At 62.7% G+C, this 19,267-nt stretch carries 17 protein-coding genes; 7 read left to right on the top strand and 10 right to left on the bottom strand.

Annotated elements, in window-relative coordinates; all coding sequences use genetic code 11:
* Positions 1–105: 105 nt before the first annotated feature.
* On the bottom strand, positions 106–642 hold the full coding sequence (locus QP971_RS03880; protein ID WP_049378502.1) for a type II toxin-antitoxin system PemK/MazF family toxin: 537 nt from the start codon (positions 640–642) through the stop codon (positions 106–108).
* Between the two features lie 18 nt (positions 643–660).
* Between QP971_RS03880 and lepA the strand changes: the two genes are divergently transcribed.
* On the top strand, positions 661–2,511 hold the full coding sequence (lepA, locus tag QP971_RS03885) for a translation elongation factor 4 (RefSeq protein ID WP_284810907.1): 1,851 nt from the start codon (positions 661–663) through the stop codon (positions 2,509–2,511).
* 196 nt (positions 2,512–2,707) lie between these two features.
* On the opposite strand, the gene QP971_RS03890 is transcribed toward lepA, so the two are convergent.
* Positions 2,708–3,697 carry an HNH endonuclease signature motif containing protein gene (locus QP971_RS03890; RefSeq protein WP_284810908.1) on the bottom strand — a complete coding sequence of 330 codons (990 nt, stop codon included), beginning with the start codon at positions 3,695–3,697 and terminating at the stop codon, positions 2,708–2,710.
* 156 nt (positions 3,698–3,853) lie between these two features.
* Here QP971_RS03890 and QP971_RS03895 point away from each other — a divergent pair, with 156 nt between their 5' ends.
* The 3 genes from QP971_RS03895 (at position 3,854) to QP971_RS03905 (ending at position 7,258) form a co-directional block, all read left to right on the top strand.
* Positions 3,854–5,230, top strand: a complete 1,377-nt coding sequence (locus QP971_RS03895) for a M20 metallopeptidase family protein (RefSeq protein ID WP_269953588.1) — start codon at positions 3,854–3,856, stop codon at positions 5,228–5,230.
* A 166-nt stretch (positions 5,231–5,396) separates the two neighbouring features.
* A complete protein-coding gene (locus QP971_RS03900) occupies positions 5,397–6,608 on the top strand; it encodes a sensor histidine kinase (protein ID WP_284810909.1) in 1,212 nt (403 codons plus the stop codon).
* Positions 6,605–7,258, top strand: coding sequence for a response regulator (locus QP971_RS03905; protein ID WP_284810910.1), 654 nt, complete (start codon positions 6,605–6,607; stop codon positions 7,256–7,258). Before QP971_RS03900 ends, QP971_RS03905 begins: the two co-directional genes overlap by 4 nt.
* 6 nt (positions 7,259–7,264) lie before the next feature.
* Here the strand turns inward: QP971_RS03905 and QP971_RS03910 are convergent, their stop codons facing one another.
* Positions 7,265–7,645 (bottom strand): hypothetical protein, encoded by a 381-nt coding sequence (locus QP971_RS03910; RefSeq protein WP_284810911.1) that lies wholly within the window; start codon positions 7,643–7,645, stop codon positions 7,265–7,267.
* Positions 7,645–9,477, bottom strand: coding sequence for a BCCT family transporter (locus QP971_RS03915; protein WP_284810956.1), 1,833 nt, complete (start codon positions 9,475–9,477; stop codon positions 7,645–7,647). The genes QP971_RS03910 and QP971_RS03915 overlap by 1 nt, the downstream gene beginning before the upstream one ends.
* Positions 9,478–9,752: 275 nt before the next feature.
* Here QP971_RS03915 and QP971_RS03920 point away from each other — a divergent pair, with 275 nt between their 5' ends.
* From QP971_RS03920 to thpR, 3 genes are all read left to right on the top strand, one after another.
* Positions 9,753–11,135, top strand: a complete 1,383-nt coding sequence (locus tag QP971_RS03920) for a YeeE/YedE thiosulfate transporter family protein (protein WP_284787494.1) — start codon at positions 9,753–9,755, stop codon at positions 11,133–11,135.
* Positions 11,136–11,220: 85 nt separating this feature from the next.
* Positions 11,221–11,343: a hypothetical protein gene (locus QP971_RS03925; RefSeq protein WP_255342548.1), complete on the top strand. Its 123-nt coding sequence runs from the start codon at positions 11,221–11,223 to the stop codon at positions 11,341–11,343.
* A 3-nt stretch (positions 11,344–11,346) separates the two neighbouring features.
* On the top strand, positions 11,347–11,889 hold the full coding sequence (gene thpR, locus QP971_RS03930; RefSeq protein WP_284810912.1) for an RNA 2',3'-cyclic phosphodiesterase: 543 nt from the start codon (positions 11,347–11,349) through the stop codon (positions 11,887–11,889).
* On the opposite strand, the gene QP971_RS03935 is transcribed toward thpR, so the two are convergent.
* The 6 genes from QP971_RS03935 to QP971_RS03960 all read right to left on the bottom strand — a co-directional run bounded on the left by QP971_RS03935 (position 11,886) and on the right by QP971_RS03960 (position 19,266).
* Positions 11,886–13,577, bottom strand: coding sequence for an FUSC family protein (locus QP971_RS03935; protein WP_284810913.1), 1,692 nt, complete (start codon positions 13,575–13,577; stop codon positions 11,886–11,888). The genes thpR and QP971_RS03935 overlap by 4 nt on opposite strands.
* Positions 13,578–13,644: 67 nt before the next feature.
* On the bottom strand, positions 13,645–15,099 hold the full coding sequence (locus QP971_RS03940; protein WP_284810914.1) for an ATP-binding cassette domain-containing protein: 1,455 nt from the start codon (positions 15,097–15,099) through the stop codon (positions 13,645–13,647).
* Positions 15,096–15,917: an ABC transporter permease gene (locus tag QP971_RS03945; protein ID WP_284787502.1), complete on the bottom strand. Its 822-nt coding sequence runs from the start codon at positions 15,915–15,917 to the stop codon at positions 15,096–15,098. The genes QP971_RS03940 and QP971_RS03945 overlap by 4 nt, the downstream gene beginning before the upstream one ends.
* Positions 15,917–16,885 carry an ABC transporter permease gene (locus tag QP971_RS03950; RefSeq protein WP_284810915.1) on the bottom strand — a complete coding sequence of 323 codons (969 nt, stop codon included), beginning with the start codon at positions 16,883–16,885 and terminating at the stop codon, positions 15,917–15,919. Before QP971_RS03950 ends, QP971_RS03945 begins: the two co-directional genes overlap by 1 nt.
* Positions 16,882–18,462: an ABC transporter substrate-binding protein gene (locus QP971_RS03955; protein WP_284810916.1), complete on the bottom strand. Its 1,581-nt coding sequence runs from the start codon at positions 18,460–18,462 to the stop codon at positions 16,882–16,884. The genes QP971_RS03950 and QP971_RS03955 overlap by 4 nt, the downstream gene beginning before the upstream one ends.
* A 39-nt stretch (positions 18,463–18,501) precedes the next feature.
* Positions 18,502–19,266, bottom strand: coding sequence for a GntR family transcriptional regulator (locus QP971_RS03960; protein ID WP_284810917.1), 765 nt, complete (start codon positions 19,264–19,266; stop codon positions 18,502–18,504).
* Position 19,267 lies beyond the last annotated feature (1 nt).

The following is a 19,267-nucleotide window of genomic DNA, read 5'->3' on the forward strand; positions in this document are numbered from 1 at the left end:
AATAGCAGTACAGAACCCGACCTGCCAAAACCCTCCCTGCGGCCGTCGTCTCCCAGGCTGCTTGCTCCCAGTCCGATGGCTCCCTATCCGCCGGCCGCGCGGCGGCTAGGCCCAGTGATAGCGCGCTCGCAACCTATTCGCGATTCGTTCGAACCTGCGTTCCGGAAAAAGCGTGCCTTGCCGGCGCACCTGCTCCTCGGACACCTCGAGCAGACGGTCGAGGCGCACCCAGCAATCGCAGCCGGACTCGTCCCACTCGCCGGAGCCGATTTCCAGCCAGGCGTCGTCAAGCGCGTGCTTTGGGTTGGGGGAGATAAGCAAACCCAACACCGTGGTGCGGGTGCGGCCGACGACCAAAATGGCGCGCTCGCGCGGTGGCGCCTGCTTGCCTTCGGCCGGCACCCACACCCAGACCACCTCGCCGGAATCAGCCTGGCCGTCCATATCGGGGGTGAAAAATATGGACCGGGGGTGGGAGGCAGTGGCCTCTACCTGGATATCGGCGGCCTTGCGCGGCTCGTGGAACTCATCCGACCTATCCAGCCCCAACCGGGAATTAATGCGGCTCAGGCCGGTGTCTATTGGCTCGCGCTCGCTGATTCCCAGCGCTTGGCGCAGACGGGTGAGCATGCCGCTTTTCATGTCGACTATTGTAGACGTATGTCTGAAAACTTTGCGGCCACGACGTTTACGGATCCCGCCCGAATCCGAAACTTCTGCATTATTGCTCACATCGACCACGGCAAGTCGACGCTGGCGGACCGCATCCTGCAGCTATCCAAGGTGGTTGCGGAGCGCGATATGCGTGATCAGTTCCTCGATAATATGGACATCGAGCGCGAGCGCGGCATTACCATTAAGGCGCAGAACGTGCGCCTGCCCTGGGTGCCCCAGTCCGGCACCGCGCAGGGGGAGCAGATCGTCCTACAGATGATCGACACCCCCGGCCACGTGGACTTTACCTACGAGGTCTCCCGCGCGCTCGAGGCGTGTGAAGGCGCCATCCTGCTTGTCGACGCCGCCCAGGGCATCGAAGCCCAAACCCTTGCCAACCTCTACCTGGCGATGGAAAACGACCTGGAAATCATCCCGGTCCTCAATAAAATCGACCTGCCGGCCGCTGACCCGGAAAAATACGCGCTGGAGATCGCCAATATCATCGGCTGCGAGCCGGAAGAGGTGCTGCGCGTGTCGGGCAAGACCGGCGAGGGCGTCGTCGAGCTGCTGGATAAGGTCTGCGAGCTGGTTCCGCCGCCGTCTTCTGAATTCGACGCCGATGCGCCGGCCCGCGCCATGATTTTTGACTCCGTCTACGACACCTATCGCGGCGTGGTGACCTATATCCGCATGGTGGATGGCAAGCTCACCCCACGCCAGAAGGTCACCATGATGTCAACCAACGCCAACCACGAGCTGTTGGAAATCGGCATCGTCTCGCCCACAATGCAAAAGTGCGAGGGTTTGGGCCCGGGCGAGGTGGGCTACCTCATTACCGGCGTAAAGGACGTCCGCGAGACCAAGGTGGGCGATACCGTCACCTGGTCCCACGGTGGTGCCGACACCCCGCTCAAGGGCTACAAGGACCCGGACCCGATGGTCTACTCCGGCCTTTTCCCCATCTCCCAGGCCGATTTCCCGGACCTGCGCGATGCCCTGGAAAAGCTGCAGCTTAACGACGCCTCCTTAACCTTCGAGCCCGAAACCTCCGTCGCCCTCGGCTTTGGTTTCCGCTGCGGCTTCTTGGGACTTTTGCACATGGAAATCACCCGCGACCGCTTGGAGCGTGAGTTTGGCCTCGACCTGATTTCCACCGCGCCTTCGGTGACCTACCGAGTGGTGGCTGAAGACGGCGAGGAAAAGTGGGTCCATAACCCGTCTGACTGGCCGGAAGGAAAGCTTAACGAGGTCTATGAGCCCGTGGTGAAGATGACCGTCATCGTGCCCGAGCAATTCGTTGGCCCCACCATGGAGCTGTGCCAGTCCAAGCGCGGCCAGATGGGCGGCATGGACTACCTTTCCGAGGACCGCGTGGAGCTGCGCTACACCATGCCGCTCGGCGAAATCATCTTCGACTTCTTCGATATGCTCAAGTCCCGCACCAAGGGCTACGCTTCGCTGAACTATGAAGAGGCCGGCGAGCAGCTCGCGGACTTGGTAAAGGTCGACATTTTGCTCAACGGTGACCCCGTCGATGCCTTCTCCGCCATCGTCCACCGCGATTCCGCCCAGTGGTACGGCAATAAGATGACCAAGAAGCTCAAGGAGCTCATCCCGCGCCAGCAGTTCGAGGTACCTGTCCAGGCGGCCATCGGCTCGAAGATCATCGCCCGCGAAAACATCCGCGCTATGCGCAAGGACGTGCTGGCCAAGTGTTACGGCGGCGATATCTCCCGTAAGCGCAAGCTGCTGGAGAAGCAGAAGGCCGGTAAGAAGCGCATGAAGACGCTGGGCTCCGTCTCGGTGCCGCAGGAGGCCTTCGTGGCCGCGCTGTCTACCGACGCCGATGATTAACCCACCCAAGCACGCCGAACCCACCTCGCAGCCGCGCCTTGGTTGCGAGGTCGAGTCCAGCGGTAGTCTTTTGCGGCGGACTTGAGCGCCCACGCCGCGCCCAGCCCGTCCGGTCCGCCCAGCCCGTCCGGTCGGTTTTCTGAGGTCGGTTTACGCGGCTGGGATATACGGTAGGGCTGGTGCTTTAGGCGAGTAGCTAGGTTGAATCGGCCCAGGGCGGGACCCAGACTATTCGGCCCTGCCGGCGCTCTAGCCGGCCGCGCACCGGCGGCGCGTGCGGATCGTCGTCGTTGACGCCGTTGTGATACGGGCACGCCACGCTGAGATTTGCCATGTTGGTCTCGCCGCCGTGCTTCCACGCCTGCAGGTGGTGGATCTGGCATTTATCCGCCGGATAGTTGCACTCGGCCCACGGGCAGGTGGGGTTTTCTGCGCCCGCCATGAGCCGCTGCTTATCGGAGGCATGCCGCGAGGTGCGATACAGGTTTACCGCTCCCTCATAAGGATGCACGAGGGTGACGAGCCCGCATTCGGCCAAGCGCTTTTCTACCAGCTGGGCGCCGCTGATTTCGGCTCCATTAGTCAGCCGCAGCGTGATTTCCTCGCCTCCACCGCTTAAGATTTCATCCAATTCATCGAGCAGGATGACGATATTCGTCGTGGCAGTAGGCCGCGCCGTAGCCCCGCCGCGGAAGAAGATATTCTCTACGGAATCAAGCGGCTTTTCCTCATTGATGCTGGCGTGCAGGTCAGCGATGAAATCGGAATCGCCGGTAATCGAAAGCGTCGACGGGCCGCCCTTGCGCCGCGTCATCCGTACGCCCTTTTCTGGCTGTCGCGGCGGATAGAGCTCTCTCAACCGCGTGCGCGCGAGCCGCTCCACGTCCTGGTTGGTCGCGCATAATTCAGCGCGCAGCGCCCACGCATCCCGCTTGGATTTGGTGCGGGAGACGTACTTTTCAATGATCTTCAGCGTCGCCAAGCAATGCTTGGTCGCCCGGCACGAGCGCTGCCGGCGGGTGAAGGGAGTGGGGCCAAAGTAGACGTCGGCAAGCGCAAGCAGGCTACGGGCCTCTTGCCGGGGCAGGCCCAGGCGGCGCAGGTCGGCCTCGCGCGCGCCAGAGACCTCGCCGAGAAGCTCCATCGGCGAGGCAAGTTGGCGGGCGTAGTCCTGCAAGCGGGTCATGCCGGTGAGCCTAAGCCACCCCGCAAGACCGTGGTAGCCCACCCACGCCAGCCTGTGGATAACTCGCCCCACCTGTCACACCAACCCCGAACCCGCTCGGCGGCCTGTGGATAACCTGCGGTACCCTCGAATGCGAAAGCGAGAAAAGGAGCCCCCATGACTGACCCGACCAAGCGGATTCGCCCCACCACCCCCGGACGTCTGGCCGCGCCGCGCCAGGCTCAGCAGCTGCCGCCCCTGCCGGTGACTCGGGCGCGCATTGGCGAGCGCATGGCCACCGAGGTCTTCCAGGAAATGGGCGAGGAGATGCTCGAGGAGCTGCAGAACTTCCGCCGCGACCTGCACCGCAATCCGGAAATCGGCTTGGATTTGCCGCGCACGCAGAAGAAGGTCCTGGAAGCACTCGAGGGCCTACCGCTGGAGATCCACGTGGGCCAGGATCTGAGCTCGGTGGTGGCCGTGCTGCGCGGCGGTCAGCGCGGCGAGCGGCCGGTGTCGGTGCTTTTGCGTGCGGACATGGACGCCTTGGAGGTGCGCGAGCAGACCGGCAGCCCGTTTGCCTCGACGAATGACTATATGCACGCCTGCGGCCATGACTTGCACACCGCCGGACTGGTGGGCGCAGCGCGGATTCTGTGCGAGCACCGCGAGGAGCTGCACGGCGATGTCACCTTTATGTTCCAGCCCGGCGAGGAAGGCCCGGGTGGCGCGCTGCCCATGATTGAGGAGGGCGTCCTCGACGCCGCTGGCCGACGCCCCATTGCCGCCTACGGCCTCCACGTTGGCCCGCAGGACCGCGGCACCTTCCACTACGTGCCAGGCCCGATGATGGCTAGCTCGTCCAACCTGACCATTACTGTGCTGGGCAAGGGCGGGCATGGCTCTCGCCCACACGATGCCATCGACCCGGTGGCGGCGCTGGCGGAGATTCAGATGTCTTTGCAGACCGCACTGACTCGCCGCTTCGATGCGCTCGAGCCCATCGTTATTACCGTGACCAACCTGTGGGCGGGAGACGGCGCGTATAACGCCATCCCGGAGCGTGCGGCCTTGGGCGCTACGGTGCGCGTGCTGCGCGATGAGAAGATCGACGCCGTGCGGCAGATGATTACGGAGGTCTCCAGCTCCGTCGCTGCTTCGCACCGGTGCACCGCACAGGTGGATTTCGAGGTTTTGTACCCGACCACCAAGACGAATCCACGGGAAAATCAATTCGCCGCCACTTTGTGGGGCCAGATGTTCGGCGCGGAGAACGTCCAGCCCTTCGATGCCCCGATGATGGCCTCCGAAGACTTCGGCTATGTCCTCGCGCAGGTGCCGGGCACGTTCATGTGGATGGGTACGGCTAATCCGGAAAAACCCGAAAATCAGCGCGAGTGGAACCACTCGCCGATGATGCGTTTTGATGACTCCGTGTTGGGAATGCAGTCCGCGGCGCTGGCTGCCGTGGCGTTTGAGCGCCTAGCCACCGAAAATGAGCATCCGTCCGCGCAGACGAAGGCCATGCGCGATGCGGCCGGGGTGCAAAAATAATTCATCCCTAGGGACTATGGCCGGTGGCTTAAGCTTGAGGCCATGGTCAGAACGAAGTGGAATACGGCGGGCCGTGTGGCCTTGAAGGCGCGCGGCTAGGGCGCAGAGAATCCTCCCTGCGGGGGATACCGCGCTGGCGGCGGGTCGGCTTAGACTGGTGCGCGTTATGAAGTTGTTCCGAAAATCCGACGAGATGCTTAAGCGCCCGCTGTGGCAGAAAATTCTCATCGCAGTAAGCGTTGTCGTCGGCGATGTGCTGGTCACGTTGATGCGACTAGCGGATACTGATGCCTCAGTAAATCGCATGCTTGTTACAGCCGCGGTGATGGTCGGCACCTGGATGCTGCTGCCTTTCGCTTTGCGCCATGCCGCCCGGGAGCGTGACCCGCGCAGCGCGCAGGCCGGACCGCTCAGCGCGTTGGTAGCCGCAACCATTATTTCGGCGACGGTGTCGATTGCTGAGTACCGGCCTTCGGTAATGATGGCGGCGTTTTCGGCGGCCTCGCGCCGCAGCCGGTTGTGGATGGCGACGGTATGTGCGGCCATGGTGGCCTCGGAGTTGGTCACTGTCGATTTATCTCGAAGCGAAGGGCTTGATGCTCCCGGGAAGCTGGGATTTTTCATTGCCATCATCCTCCCAGCAGTAGTGGTTTTAGTCGTCGGGTTGGTTCGCTCGAACCAAAAAGAGCGCACGATTGCGCTGCAGGCGCAGGCGGAGCTCACACATGAGGAAATGGCCACTCGGGAGAATTTTGCGCGGCAGGAGGAACGCGACCGGATTGCGCGGGATATGCACGATACGCTCTCGCATCGGCTGAGCATGATTGCGGTCTACGCGGGCGGGTTGGCCTACCGCAAGGATCTAGATCCGGAAGAGACGCGGAAATCCGCGCGTACGATTCGCGATGAAGCTGAGGCCGCCGTGGGGGATCTGCGCGAGGCGCTGCACTCGCTGCGCAGTGAGGGGCGCAAAGATCCGCGCGAAGGCGTGGAATCGCTGGTGGAGCGTTCCCGCCGGGCGGGCATGGACGTGGAGGTGCGCTACCAGGCGGGCGCGGGGCCGCAATCGCTGGAGGAGCTGAGCACCATGGCCGGCCACGCGCTCAACCGCGCGGTCCAGGAGGGCTTGACCAACGCCCGCAAGCACGCGCCGGGCGAGCCGGTCACCATCACCATCGCCGCGCTTGCCGACGCCCTGTCTATCACCATGTCCAACCCCATCGCCCAGGCCAAGGAAAAGGGGAGTGGGAACAGTGGCGGGTATGGGATCGTCGGCATGCGCGAGCGCGCTAGTGTGGTGGGCGGATCGTTGCAGGTAAAGGACGAGGAAGAAAGCTTCTCGTGGACGCTGCGCCTGCCCAGGAAGGAAGTACAGTGAGTGAGATTCGTGTAGTTCTCGTCGATGATGAGCCGCTGCTGCGCCACGGCCTGCGCATGATCTTGGAAGGCGCGCCGGGTATCAGTGTCATCGGCGAGGCCGGAAACGGCAAGGAGGGAGTGGAGCTCATCCTGGCCGAGGAGCCGGATGTGGTGCTGATGGATATTCGCATGCCGGTCATGGACGGCATCGAGGCGACAGCGCAGCTGCATTCGCTCGCCGGCGCGCGTGATATCCCGGTGGTGATGCTCACCGCCTTTGATACCGACGAGTTCATCCTGCACGCCCTGCGCGCTGGGGCGGTGGGCTTCTTGTTGAAGACGACGGCGCCGGAGGCGCTGGTGGCGTCGGTAAGAGCAGCGGCCCAAGGCCAGCAACAGCTCAGCCCGAAGGTACTAGAGAACCTGGTGGGGCTGGCGGACACGCCGCCGCAGCCGGAACAAGAGATGATTCAGCCCAGCGGGCTGGCCGAGCTTAGCGAGCGCGAAAATGAAATTGCCCAGCTGGTGGCCCAAGGACTGAGCAACGCCGAGATTGCCGAGCAGCTATTCATCTCGTTGACCACGGTTAAAACGCACATGAAGCACATCCTGGCCAAGATCGATGGCACCAACCGGGTGCACATCGCGATTGCGGTGCTCGGCGGTTAGGCGTGGCTAGGGCCGGCGGAAAATGGCGGAGGCCAGTCCAACCAGCGCGATGACGCCGACGATAAGGGACGCCACCGGCCAGTACTGCGGGAAGTACTTGAGCGTGTAGCCGAATACTTGGCTGTCGTCGAAGTGCTGCCATAGCGCGAAGGGCATCCACCAGAGCTTGGTTAGCGTGAGGATGGCACCCACCAGGCCGGCGGCGACGCGGCTGCCTCCACGGAGGAAGAAGCTGGCCGCAACGAGCACAAGGCCGGCGATGGTCAGCGCAAACAACAGGGGAGTCTCGGTGCCCAGCGGAGAGCCGCGCAGCAGGAACTCGTGGTCGATTGCGTGTTGCTCGATGAGGGTATAACCATCGAGGACAACGTCGTCTGGGATGCCCATTACTTCTCCTTCTTTTCACCCTCAAAGTCGGGGTGGTTCTTATCGTGTTTGGGATCGTAGCCGTCGGACCAGACTCCGGTACCGAAATCATAGTCGACGTTCTCGCCTTCCTCATCGGTGCGCTGGTACCACTCGGTATAGCGCTCGGCAGAGGAGTCAAAGTCGTGGCCGGCACCGCGGTCACCTTCTGCGTGTTGAACAGTAAATTCGAAGTCATCGCCATGCTCTTCGATGCCGCGCATGATCGCATTGTCCATTGCCGTGCGGGCGTAGGTGCGACGGATAAACATCGGGTCCGAGCGCAGGTCACGGATGAAGGCCACCATCATGGCCAAAAGCACTAGGCAGAAGGGGAGGGCGGCGAGGATGGTGAGGTTTTGCAGGCCGGTTAGCACGTCTTCGCCGCCGGTCAGCAGCATGACGGCGGCGATGCCCATCATGCACAGGCCCCAAAAGACTACGACGAGCTTATTTGGGGTGGGATCGCCTTTGGAGGACATCGTTCCCATCACCACGGAAGCGGAATCCGCGGAAGTAACGAAGAAAACGGCCAACACCACAAGCAGGATATACGGTGTGATGGTGCCCAAGGGTAGGTCTTGGAACATGGCGAAGAGCACTTGTTCGTTGGAGGATTCGCCGTCGAAGCCGGCGCTGCCTTCGCGGTTGAAGGAAATCGCCGTGCCGCCAAAGATGGTAAAGGCGAAAATAAGAATGATGGTAGGCGCGAAGACGGTCACGGCTGTGAACTCCCGGATGGTGCGCCCGCGGGAAATGCGGGCTACGAAAAGTCCCACGAACGGGGTCCATGCAATCCACCAGGCCCAGTAGAAGGCGGTCCAGTAGGACTGGAATTCGATGGTCTCATCGCCCCAGGACAAACCCTTGGCCATCATTGGCAGAAGCTGATCGATGTAGGTGACAATGCCGGCCGGGATGAGGTTCAGCAAGAGCAGGGTGGGGCCAACGAGGAAGACGAAGAGCACTAACCCTAGGGTCAGCGAGATATTGATATTGGAAAGGTAGCGCACGCCGCGCGCCACGCCGGAGACCGCAGAGATGATAAACGCGCAGCCGAGAACCGCAATAATGACGATAAGCGCGGTATTAGTCATAGGGCCAGCACCACGGATGATGCTGACGCCCTCACCGATCTGGATGGCAGATAGGCCCAAGGTTGCGGCGGTGCCGAAGAGGGTGGCGATGAGCGCGAGGACGTCGATAAGCTTGCCCACCGGCCCATCCGTATCGCGGGAGCCGAAAAGCGGCTTGAAGATGGAAGAGACCAAAGGCACGCGCCCGCGGCGGTAGGAAGAGTAAGCAATCGCCGCGCCGACCAGCGCGTAGGCCGCCCATGGGGATATGCCCCAGTGGTAGTGGGCCTGGGCCATGGCTTGGTGCAGGGCCTCGACGGTATTGCCGTCTACCGTGTGCGGCGGCGGGGTGAGGTAGTGCGATAGCGGTTCGGACGGGCCATAGAAGAAGATGCCCACGCCGATGCCGGCACCGAACATCATGGCTACCCAGCTGAAGTAGCTGAACTCGGGCTCCTCGTCATCGGTGCCGAGCTTGATGCGACCCAACCGGGAGCAGCCGATATAGGCCATGGTGACAATGGCCAGCATCATGGTGATATTGAGCAGCCAGCCAGCGTTGGTAATAGCCCGGCCGAAGGCGGAGGATGAAGCGCTGGCCACGCTATCTGGCATGAGGACGCCCCAAATAATGAAGGCGACGATGAGAATGGCGGTGATGAAAAACAGCGGTTTATCCAGGCCAAATTTATTGCGCTGGTCTTCGACGTTGATACCGGGAACCAGCCCCGGATGCATGTCATGTGGGTAAATGCCCACGGCGCTGCCCTTGTCATTGGGCTCGAGGGAGCGCTTATATGCGCGGGCGGATCGAGAGGAGTTCACGAGTTCCTTACGCGGCAAGGGTAGGTCCCTGCCTTACTAGACGGTCCTCTTATTGTCCTGCACCGCCTGTAAAACCGCAAATGAAGTGCATAAATACTGCATTATGGAACCAACTGGTGCACAAAATATAGACAATTCTGTCTTAATTGTCGTAGGCTGAAGCCCCTGACTCGATACAAGGAGACACAGTGATCATTACGGGACTTCTCACCGGCATCGTCTTCGGTGCTGTGTTGCAGCGTGGGCGCTTCTGCGTGACCGGAATGCTGCGCGATATCTTTCTCAATAAGACCTGGCGCGGTTTTACCGCCCTGCTTATTTTGATTTCGGTGCATGCCTTTGGCCTGACGCTATTGACTGGCACGGGCGTGCTTTCGCCGGAAATTAGCGATTTCAAACCGGTAGCCGTCATCGTCGGCGGCTTCATCTTCGGCTTGGGCATCATCTTGTCCGGTGGTTGCGCTTCCGGCACGTGGTACCGCTCTGCCGAAGGCCTGGTCGGCTCGTGGATTGCCTTGCTGTTTTACGGACTTTCCGCCGCCGCGATGAAATCGGGCCCGCTGGCCGGGGCGAATGATTGGTTCAAGCAGTGGAGCTTGCCGGTAACCACCATCCACGGCGCGCTGCATATCTCGCCGTGGATCCTGGTGGCGGTCCTGTGGGTCGTGACCTTCCTGCTGTGGCGCCACTATCGCGCCAAAGATGCCGGCCGTCCCAAGGTGGACCTGGGCCAGTCGTGGTACGCCAAGCCGCTGAACATGAACATCGCGGCCGTGCTCGTTGGCATCATTGGCACGGTGGGCTTTGTGCTATCGGCCAACGCTGGCCGCAACGGCGGCCTCGGCATCACCACGCCGACCGCGGACATCGTTCGCTGGGCCGCCACCGGTGATTCCGCGCGCATGAACTGGGGCACCCTGCTGGTCATCGGCCTATTGGTGGGCGCGTTTATCGCTGCAAAGACCGCAGGTGAGTTCCGCGTGCGCGTTCCAGATGCGCAGACCGCGACCCGCGCTATTTGGGGCGGCATCATGATGGGTGTCGGCGCGTCGCTGGCCGGCGGCTGCACCGTGGGCAATGGCATGGTGGAGACCTCCCTGTTTAGCTTCCAGGGCTGGGTAGCGCTGTTCTTTATGGCCCTGGGCGTAGGTGCGGGCGCGCGCCTGTGGCTGAAACCCAAGAGTGAGCCGCAGCAGCCGCAGACCTACTCCACCGAGGAATCCGTGGATAACTCGGTGGTCTCCGCCGAGGATAAGGTGCTGCCGAGCTTTGCCACTGCCACCGGGGCGGTAGCGCTCAAGACCAAGCCGCAGGCCAAGGACAAGGCCCGCGCGCTGGGCGGCGGGCGCTATGCGCTCGATACCCTTGGTGCGGTGTGCCCGTTCCCGCTGATTGAGGCCAAGCAGGTCATGGCGGAGCTGGAGCCGGGAGAGGCGCTGGTTATTGATTTTGACTGCACCCAGGCCACCGAATCTATTCCGCAGTGGGCGGCCGATGAGGGCCACGAGATTCGTGATTTCCATCGCTCGGGCGATGCTGGTTGGCAGGTCACGGTGGTCAAGGGCGGATAATTACATCATTGTCAGCTACTATGTGGAGGCAGAAGAATCGAGCGTGATTCTTGTGCCTCCTTTGTGGTTTGAAAGAAGTTATCGCATGCCCGAGTTTGATGATAATTCCACCGCTGTTGCGGATATTTTGCATGCCTTCGCCGTCTTTGAGCGCGAGGAAGAACACCTGCTGGACGCGGAACTGCGCCTCAATGTCTATGCCAGCTAGGCCATGATCCGCGTCTTTGCTGCGTTATTGCCCTCGGCCGCCGCGCGCGAGCATTTGGTGCATACGCTGCGGCCCATCCACGCGGCAACTACTAATGAGCTGCGCTGGACGGATCCGGATAATTGGCATCTGACCATGGCGTTTTATGGCGAGCAGCCCAATGATGCCGCGGCGGTGCGCGAGCACCTCGCCCACGCGGTGGCAGGGCGCGCGGCGTTGAATGTGCGTTTAAGCGGTGCGGGGAGCTTTGAGCAGCGCACGCTGTGGGTAGGCGTCGGCGGGCAGGCGCGCGGTGTGCGGGAGTTGATGGCGCAGTGCCAGCTTGCCGACGTCCCCTTTAGCCACCACCGCCCCCACCTCACCGTCGCGCGTGCGGGCCGACGCACCCGCGAGCCGTGGGCACTGGCGGATTTCGTGCGCGCGTTATCGGTGTATCGGGGACCGGAATTTTGCGCGGACCGGGTCTGCCTGATGCAATCCCACCTCGGTGAGGGCCGTGGTGGGGGCCCACGCTACGAGGTGATGGAGGAGTATCCGCTGTTTTAGGCGGCGCGGGCCGCACGGACTTCGTGCACCAGGGAATCGAGCTCCGTGCGGGTAGCCGTGCGGTCTGGGTGGGTGGTGCAGAAATCTAGCAGGAAGTAGCCGGCGTGTTGTACGGCAATGTGCCGTGCCCAGAATTGGCGCACAGTATCGGGGTTATCCACGGCGAGGGACTGGATGGCGCGGCGCTCCGAGAGCAGCTCGTATTGCAGGTCGCGGCGCGCGGACAGTACGGCATCTGGGGTATTAACAAAGAGCAGGCCGAGCAGGGTGGCCATGGACTCCATCGCACGGACCTGCAGGCGGGCCTGATTGCGCACGGGGGCGCTGCGCTGCCATAGCCACAGCACCGCGGTGCCGACGAGGATGGATAGGACGATCTCGCCGCAGCGAGCCTGGATGGTGGGCCACAGGGGCCGGGTGGCGGAGTTGCCCATGAGGAGGGCAAGTGGGGTGGAGAAGATAACGCAGATGGCGTAGTTCTTGGCCACGAAGATTTCGGCACAGAATTGGCACGCGGCCAGCGCGAGCAGGAGCGTCCAGCCACTGATGCCAAAGTAATGGAGGATAGAAAACAGCAGTACGCCGACGACAGAGCCGAGCATGCGGTGGATGCCGCGGACGGTACCCGGCACATGGTCGGGTCCCCATTGCAGCATGAGGAAAGCAGAGACCACGCCCCAGTCCGGGCGGTCGAAGCCGAGGGAGAGGCCCACCAGCACGATAATGGCCGCGGAGAGGACAATCTTTTGGGTGGTGACCATGGCGTGCGAATCCCGGACCGCGGCGCGATACAAGCGGTAGCGGCCGGTGGGGCGGGTGTGCGGGATGGCGGTGCGATCCGGATCGACGTCGGTGACACTATCGGTGAGCTGATCCGAATCGGAGCCGAGGTCGAGGGCGCGGTTATGCGCCACGATGGTGTGCTGGGCTGCGAGGGCGCGCTCCACTAGGTGGGCGCCTTGGGGGTCGATGATGCGGCCGCCGCGGATAATGCGGGCGTCGGAAAGCGCCTGCCAGGCAGCAAAGAGCGCGGTCTGCGCCTGGTGGTGACGGGCCAGGGAATCGTCGCGGTCATCCTTGAAGGCGGCCGCGGCCTTTTCCAGTGCGGCAACCGCGCGGCGCTCGGGGCCATGGGCGTCAATAAGGGCCGGCGCCATGCCGAGCACGACGCTGGCTACCATGCCGGTCAGCGCCCAAAAGAGCAGCTGGCCCACGGTGACATCGGTGCGCGCAAGCATCACCGAACCGCCACCGACCATGACCAAGAAGAAGGTGCCCGGCGGCGGCAAGCGCAGGGCATTTTGGGCAAAGCCGCACACGGCGGCCAATGCCGTGGTGTACAGGCCCGCCAGCAGCAGCCACCAATGGCCGTGGCCAGGCGCAAAGATGAGGTGGCCTACCAGCACGCCCACGGCCGCGACGGTAATGAGTGCGGTGCCGGCGGTGAGCATGACGCGCGGGCGGGTGCGATAAGGGTGGCCCTCGCCAAAGATGACGGTGAACGCGCCGGTGGAAATGAGCAGGATGGCGTAGTCGTGGCCGGTCAGCAGCGCGATGGCGCCGGGCAAGAGAATCGCCAAGCCCGCGCGCAGGGCACCAGGCCAGCGCACCGAGGCGCTATTAAACGCGGTGAGCAATTGGGTGGTGCTGGGGCGCTGCGGGATGGGATAGTCAAGCTGGGTGGCCACGGAGCGGCAGGATCCTTTCTCGGCGGAGTTATCTGACCCGACTACCTTACGCCCGAAGCCACCCGCTTTACATCTCGGCGGCCCCGATAAGCCGGCGCGTGTAGTCCGTGCTGGGCGAGGCCCACACGGAGTCGGTCGCTCCGTGCTCGATGAGCCGGCCTCGTTCAAGGACCGCAACGCTCTCGCACAGGTGGCGCACCACCGCGAGATCGTGGGTGACAAAGAGCAGGGTGAGCTTGCGCTTGGCGATGACCCCCGCCAATAACTCCAGCACCTGTGCGCGCACCGACATATCGAGGGCAGAGACGGCTTCATCGGCCAGCAAGATATCCGGCTCGCCGCACAGCGCGCGGGCGATGGAAATGCGTTGGCGCTGGCCGCCGGAGAACTCGTGCGGGAAGCGATCGAGGCTCTCGGATGGCAGCCCGACCTCCTCGAGCGCGGCCGCCGCGCGAGCGCGCTTGTCGGCCTTGCCGGGATTGCCAGGGATGGCCTCTGCGATGGATTTCCAGATTTTCAGGCGCGGGTTGAGCGAGCCTTGTGGGTCTTGGAAGACCATCTGCACACGACCGCGGACGTCGATGTCACCGCTCGTGGGCTGGTCGAGCCCGGCGATGAGTTTGAGCAGGCTGGTCTTGCCTGAACCGGATCCGCCCACGATGCCCAGACGCTCGCCTTGGCTTACGCGCAGGTCGATGGCGTCGAGCGCGGCGTGTTCGCCGTGGACCTTGCTGACCCCGCGTAGCGTCACCAACGCATCTTCCGCCGTGGCCGGAGAAAGGCTAAGTTCCGGCGGCCGCGAGGAGGCGATGAGTGTGCGGGTATAGGGATGCTCGGGTTGGGCAAGCACGCGCTCGGTGGGGCCGGATTCCACCACCGCGCCCTGGTGCATGACTAGGACGTTGGGGCACATGCGGCGAATGACGCCCAGGTCATGGGTGATGAAGACCAGCGCGGTGCCGCGAGCCTTGGTTACGCGCTCGATGACGCGCAGCACGCCATCTTGCGTGGTGGCATCCAACGCGGTGGTTGGTTCATCGCAGATGAGCAGATCGGGGTGGCCGGCCATGGCCATGGCAATGAGCACGCGCTGGCGCTGGCCGCCGGAGAGCTGATGTGGGAATCGGGAGGCAATGTCGGCATCAAGCTCCACCTCTTCGAGAGCGGTTGCGGCATCGCGCACCCCGGCTTGAGCCAGCTGCTTGCCCACGCGCATAAGCGGATCCAACGCGCTCATCGGTTCTTGGAAGACCATGGCCATGGTTTTCCCGCGCAGGGGGCGGATGCGGGCATCGCGTGCGCCGACTACCTCGTGGCCATCCACGGTGACGGAGCCGCTCGCGCGTACCCCATCGGGTAAAAGCCCCATGATGGATAGCGCAGTGAGCGATTTTCCGGAGCCGGATTCACCAATGATGCCGAGCTTTTCACCGGCCGCGAGCTCGAAGTTAAGCGGTCCCACAAGGGCAGTGGTGGACCCGGGGGCGGTGACGGTCAGGTTATCTACGTGGAGCAGGCTCATCGCGCGGATCCTTTCAGGCGGGGATCGAGGAGGTCACGGAGGGCGTCGCCAAGCAGGTTAAAGCCCAGCACCGTCGCAGCAATGGCCAGTCCCGGCCAGAAGGCCTGCAGGGGAGCGGTGCCCAGCAGCGACTGGGAATCTTGCAGCATCCGGCCCCACGAGGCCGCCGGTGGGGCAGTGCCCAGGCCGAGGTAGGACAAGCCGGCCTCAGCCAGGATGGCGAGGGCGAAGTAGACGGAGGCTTGTACGATGAGCAGTCCGGCAATATTAGGCAGGATATGGCGCCACGCTACCTTCCAGCCGGGCACTGCGGAGATGCGCGCGGAGGAAATATAGTCCTGCGTGATAACCTGCAGCGTGCCCGAACGCGCCACGCGGGCGAAGGAGGGAATGCCGGCGATGCCGATGGCAATCATGGCCGTAAGCGTCGATGGGCCCCAGACCGCGCCAGCAATAATCGCCAACAGCAGCGCGGGGAAGGCAAGCAGCAAATCCGCGCCGCGCATCACCAGCGCATCGGCCCACCTGCCGCGACGCATGCCGGCGAGGATGCCCAATGGAACGCCCACGAGGGCGGCGATTCCCACCGCAATGAGCCCGACAAAGACCGTAATCTGGGCTCCCGCCATGATGCGGGAGGCGGTATCGCGCCCAAAGCGGTCCGTGCCCAGGAGGTGCTCGGCGCTGGGACCGGCAAGGCGCACATCCGGGTACGCCAGCGTCGGGTCATAGGGCGTCCACACCAGCGAAAGTAGCGCCACCAGCACCGTGGCGGCGACGAGGATGGCTCCCAGCCAGCCAGAAAAACGCAGCTTCATTATTTATCACCTGCCGTGATGCGCGGATCGATGAATCGGTAGGCCACATCCGTTAAGGCATTGACTACCAAGGCGAAGGCAACGAGCAGCATGACCAGGGTTTGTACCGTGGTCAGATCGCGCACCGATACCGCGTCCAAGAGCATGGAACCAATACCGGGGATGACAAAGACGGATTCGATCACCACGGCACCCACGACCATTGTGGTTAGCTGCACGCCGGCCACGGTAAGCACCGGCAGCGCCGCATTGCGCAGGCCATGGCGCTTTAGCGCTTCCCACGGGGACTGGCCGAGCGCACGGGCGGTGCGGATATAGTCTTGATTCAGCACATCAAGCACCGCCGAGCGCACGTAGCGCGTCAGCATTGCGCCCTGCACCACGGCCAGCGCAATGACCGGCAAAATAAGGTGGCGGATAAACTCACCCGCGCCCTGGTTGGGCGGCACCCAACCATTGGCGGGCAGCCAGCCTAGGTGAACGGCAAAGATGGCCACCAAGATGATGCCGAGGAGGAAGCTGGGCACCGCAATGCCCAGCTGCGTACCGGCAGAAACTACATCTGCGCCGCGGGTACGGTTGCGCAGTGCCAGCCACATGCCCACCGGGATAGCCCCGGCCAGCGCAAGCAGCATCGCCAGGCCAATGAGGATGAGCGTGACCTGGGCGCGGTCTACCACCAGCGGCGTAATATCCTGCTGCGAGGACAAAGACTGCCCAAAACTGCCGGTAAATAAGCCCTTTACCCACTCCCAATATTGGGTAAGCAGCGGGCGGTCCAGCCCTAGCTCAGAGCTGAGCTCGTCGACGGCCTCTTCGGTCGCATTCACTCCCAGCGCCACCCGCGCCGGGTTGCCTGGCACCGCGCGCATGAGCGCGAAGATGATGATGGAGGCGGCAAAGAGCGTTAACGCAAAGCGCAGCAGCGGACGCACGATGGCGCGCCCAGTATTGCGAAGGGAACTCATCGGGCCTCCTTTTCGGTGTTATCTGCGGCGGCAGCTTTGGCGTCCACGTCCGCGTCGGCAGAAGTCAGGTCGCGCAGGATGAGCGCGTCGGTGACCTGATCCGGATGCAATCCGCGCACGCCGGCGCGGGTGAGCACGATATTGGGCATATTCATCAAAGTCAGCGCGCCGGCATCCGCCATGATCTGATCCACGGCCTGTGCCATGAGCTTGGGGTAGTTCTTCTCGGGTGCGGAATCGGCCTGGGCCAAAAGCTCGCGGGTGCGCGGGGAATCGTAGTTGAGGTAATAATCCGGATCGCCGAACAAGGTGGGTACATCGCGCGGCTCCACGTGGGAGATGAGCGACATCTGATAGTCCTTTGCTCCCATCACCTGGCCTAGCCACACGGCCGGGAATTCGGCGGATTCCAGCGTCACCTTAAAACCAACCTCAGTAAGCTGCGAGTACAGCAGCTCGGCGACGGTCTGGGCATAGGGCAGCGTCGGTGTGGTCAGCGTGATTTCGGACCCTTCTGCGCCGGTCTCCGCGAGCAGCCTGCGGGCCTTTTCTGGGTCGTAGTCGTAGTAGTGCTTACCCTCGAACCACGGATCCGTAGGCGGGATCGGTGCGCCGCCGGTGTCCTTGGCCATCCCATTCCACAAAATGTCATTGGCTGCCTTGCGGTCTACGGCATAGGCCACGGCTTGGCGCACGCGCGGATCGTTGAATGGGGCGCGGGCATTATTCATGGACAACAACACCTCACCATTGGTGGTGCCGACCTCGGTAGCGATGCCGTCCTTGACGTCATCGAGAAGCTCCGGGTTTTGCACGCCCCAGACCACGTCCACGCCGCCGGCCTGCAGCGCATTGACCGAGGAGATGGTATCCGGGAAATAGCGTACCGTCACATCCTGTGCCGCAGGCTTTCCCCAATATCCGTCGCGAACGTGCAGCTCAACGAATTCCGAGGGCGCAAAGCGGGAAACCTCATAGGGGCCGGTACCCACTGGCTGGGCGGCGAGGTTATCCATGCCATTAGGCGTCATCATCGCGCCGGTGGCTGTGCCCATGGACCAGAGCCAGCCATTCGATGGCTGCTTGAGGCGCACCTTGAGTGTGTGATCATCGGTGGCCGTGGCCTTGGCTACCGGATCCATGGCTGCAGAAATGCCATTGGTCCATTTCTCGCGAACGTAATTGATGGAAAAGGCCGCGGTCTCGGCGGTAAAAGCATCGCCATTGGAAAAGGTGACGCCTTCGCGCAGGTGGAAGGTATAGCTGCGGGCATCGTCGCTGATCTCCCACGAGGTGGCGAGCCCCGGGGTAATAGAACCGTCCTCATCGATGCGCACGAGAGTTTCGTAGACATTGTCCATGAGTACGGCGGGGATGGCGGCACCACCGGTAGTGGTGAAATCCAGCGAGGTGGCCGCCGAGGTGGAGGCTACGGTAAGGGAAGTAGAAGCGGAGTCGCTAGCTGCTTGGGAGGTATCAACCACCGCGGTATGACCTGCCGAGCACGCTGATACGGTTCCGACAGCGGCCGCCATGGCGAGGCTGCCCAGCGCCCTGCCGGCGCAAAATCTTCTCATAGAAAGCAGGGTAGCCGCTGGGAATAGCTGCCGTGAAAATTATGCAAAATTTCCCGGGGTGGGGATAACTTCTAGGGGTGATACGCCCCCACGTACGCTATTCATAGCCAGCTTCATGCGGTCCGCACGATAGAGGTACACCGCCAATTCGACTGGTTCGCCCGAGTGGTTGGATATTTCCATCTGGAGCCGCCACAGCGGGGTGCCAGTGGCTACTCCAAGCGCCTCAGCATCCTCGGCGCTGGCTTGTTCCAAGGTGAGTTCGCGGCGCACATTATCAAAGTCCACGCCGCAGTCGCGCAGGCGCGCATGAATAGATCCGGCATCCGCATCGAAGTCTAGGATGTGCTTTCCCACCACCATGGGGAAATACATGCGCTCGATGGCAATGGGGTGGTCTTCGGTATAGCGCACGCGGTGAACGAAGACGACATTTTGTTCTGGGTCTACGCGCAGAAAGCGGGTGATATCCCGCGGCGCGCGGCGGCGAGCCAGCCACAGGGTGTGCTGTTGTGGATCCACGTCATATTCGCTGAGCCAGCTGGAGATGGAATAGATGGATTCAAAAAGCTCTGCCTGGGTAGAGGCTAAAACGGTGGAGCGGCGCCCGCGGCCGGAGGAAACTAGCCCTTTGGCCCGCAAAGCCGCAACTGCTTGGCGCACGGGTCCGCGGGAAGAAGAAAACTTCTCGCATAAATCTGCTTCACTAGGCAGAAAATCGCCTGGTTGCAGCACGCCAGAGCTGATCTGCTCTCGCAGGTAGTCAGCGATCTTTCTATGCTGCTGTTTATCGCGTGGGCTCATT

The sequence above is a fragment of the Corynebacterium marquesiae genome, from assembly GCF_030229635.1.
GTDB lineage: Bacteria > Actinomycetota > Actinomycetes > Mycobacteriales > Mycobacteriaceae > Corynebacterium > Corynebacterium marquesiae.

Bases quoted from the DNA above. Each gene is read 5' to 3' on its own strand.
- QP971_RS03940 (WP_284810914.1), bottom strand. From the start codon at position 15,099: ATGAGCCTGCTCCACGTAGATAACCTGACCGTCACCGCCCCCGGGTCC.
- QP971_RS03950 (WP_284810915.1), bottom strand. From the start codon at position 16,885: ATGAGTTCCCTTCGCAATACTGGGCGCGCCATCGTGCGTCCGCTGCTG.
- QP971_RS03925 (WP_255342548.1), top strand. From the start codon at position 11,221: ATGCCCGAGTTTGATGATAATTCCACCGCTGTTGCGGATATTTTGCAT.
- QP971_RS03960 (WP_284810917.1), bottom strand. From the start codon at position 19,266: ATGAGCCCACGCGATAAACAGCAGCATAGAAAGATCGCTGACTACCTG.
- QP971_RS03900 (WP_284810909.1), top strand. From the start codon at position 5,397: ATGAAGTTGTTCCGAAAATCCGACGAGATGCTTAAGCGCCCGCTGTGG.
- thpR (WP_284810912.1), top strand. From the start codon at position 11,347: ATGATCCGCGTCTTTGCTGCGTTATTGCCCTCGGCCGCCGCGCGCGAG.
- QP971_RS03910 (WP_284810911.1), bottom strand. From the start codon at position 7,645: ATGGGCATCCCAGACGACGTTGTCCTCGATGGTTATACCCTCATCGAG.
- QP971_RS03915 (WP_284810956.1), bottom strand. From the start codon at position 9,477: ATGCATCCGGGGCTGGTTCCCGGTATCAACGTCGAAGACCAGCGCAAT.
- QP971_RS03895 (WP_269953588.1), top strand. From the start codon at position 3,854: ATGACTGACCCGACCAAGCGGATTCGCCCCACCACCCCCGGACGTCTG.
- lepA (WP_284810907.1), top strand. From the start codon at position 661: ATGTCTGAAAACTTTGCGGCCACGACGTTTACGGATCCCGCCCGAATC.
- QP971_RS03880 (WP_049378502.1), bottom strand. From the start codon at position 642: ATGAAAAGCGGCATGCTCACCCGTCTGCGCCAAGCGCTGGGAATCAGC.
- QP971_RS03955 (WP_284810916.1), bottom strand. From the start codon at position 18,462: ATGAGAAGATTTTGCGCCGGCAGGGCGCTGGGCAGCCTCGCCATGGCG.
- QP971_RS03890 (WP_284810908.1), bottom strand. From the start codon at position 3,697: ATGACCCGCTTGCAGGACTACGCCCGCCAACTTGCCTCGCCGATGGAG.
- QP971_RS03945 (WP_284787502.1), bottom strand. From the start codon at position 15,917: ATGAAGCTGCGTTTTTCTGGCTGGCTGGGAGCCATCCTCGTCGCCGCC.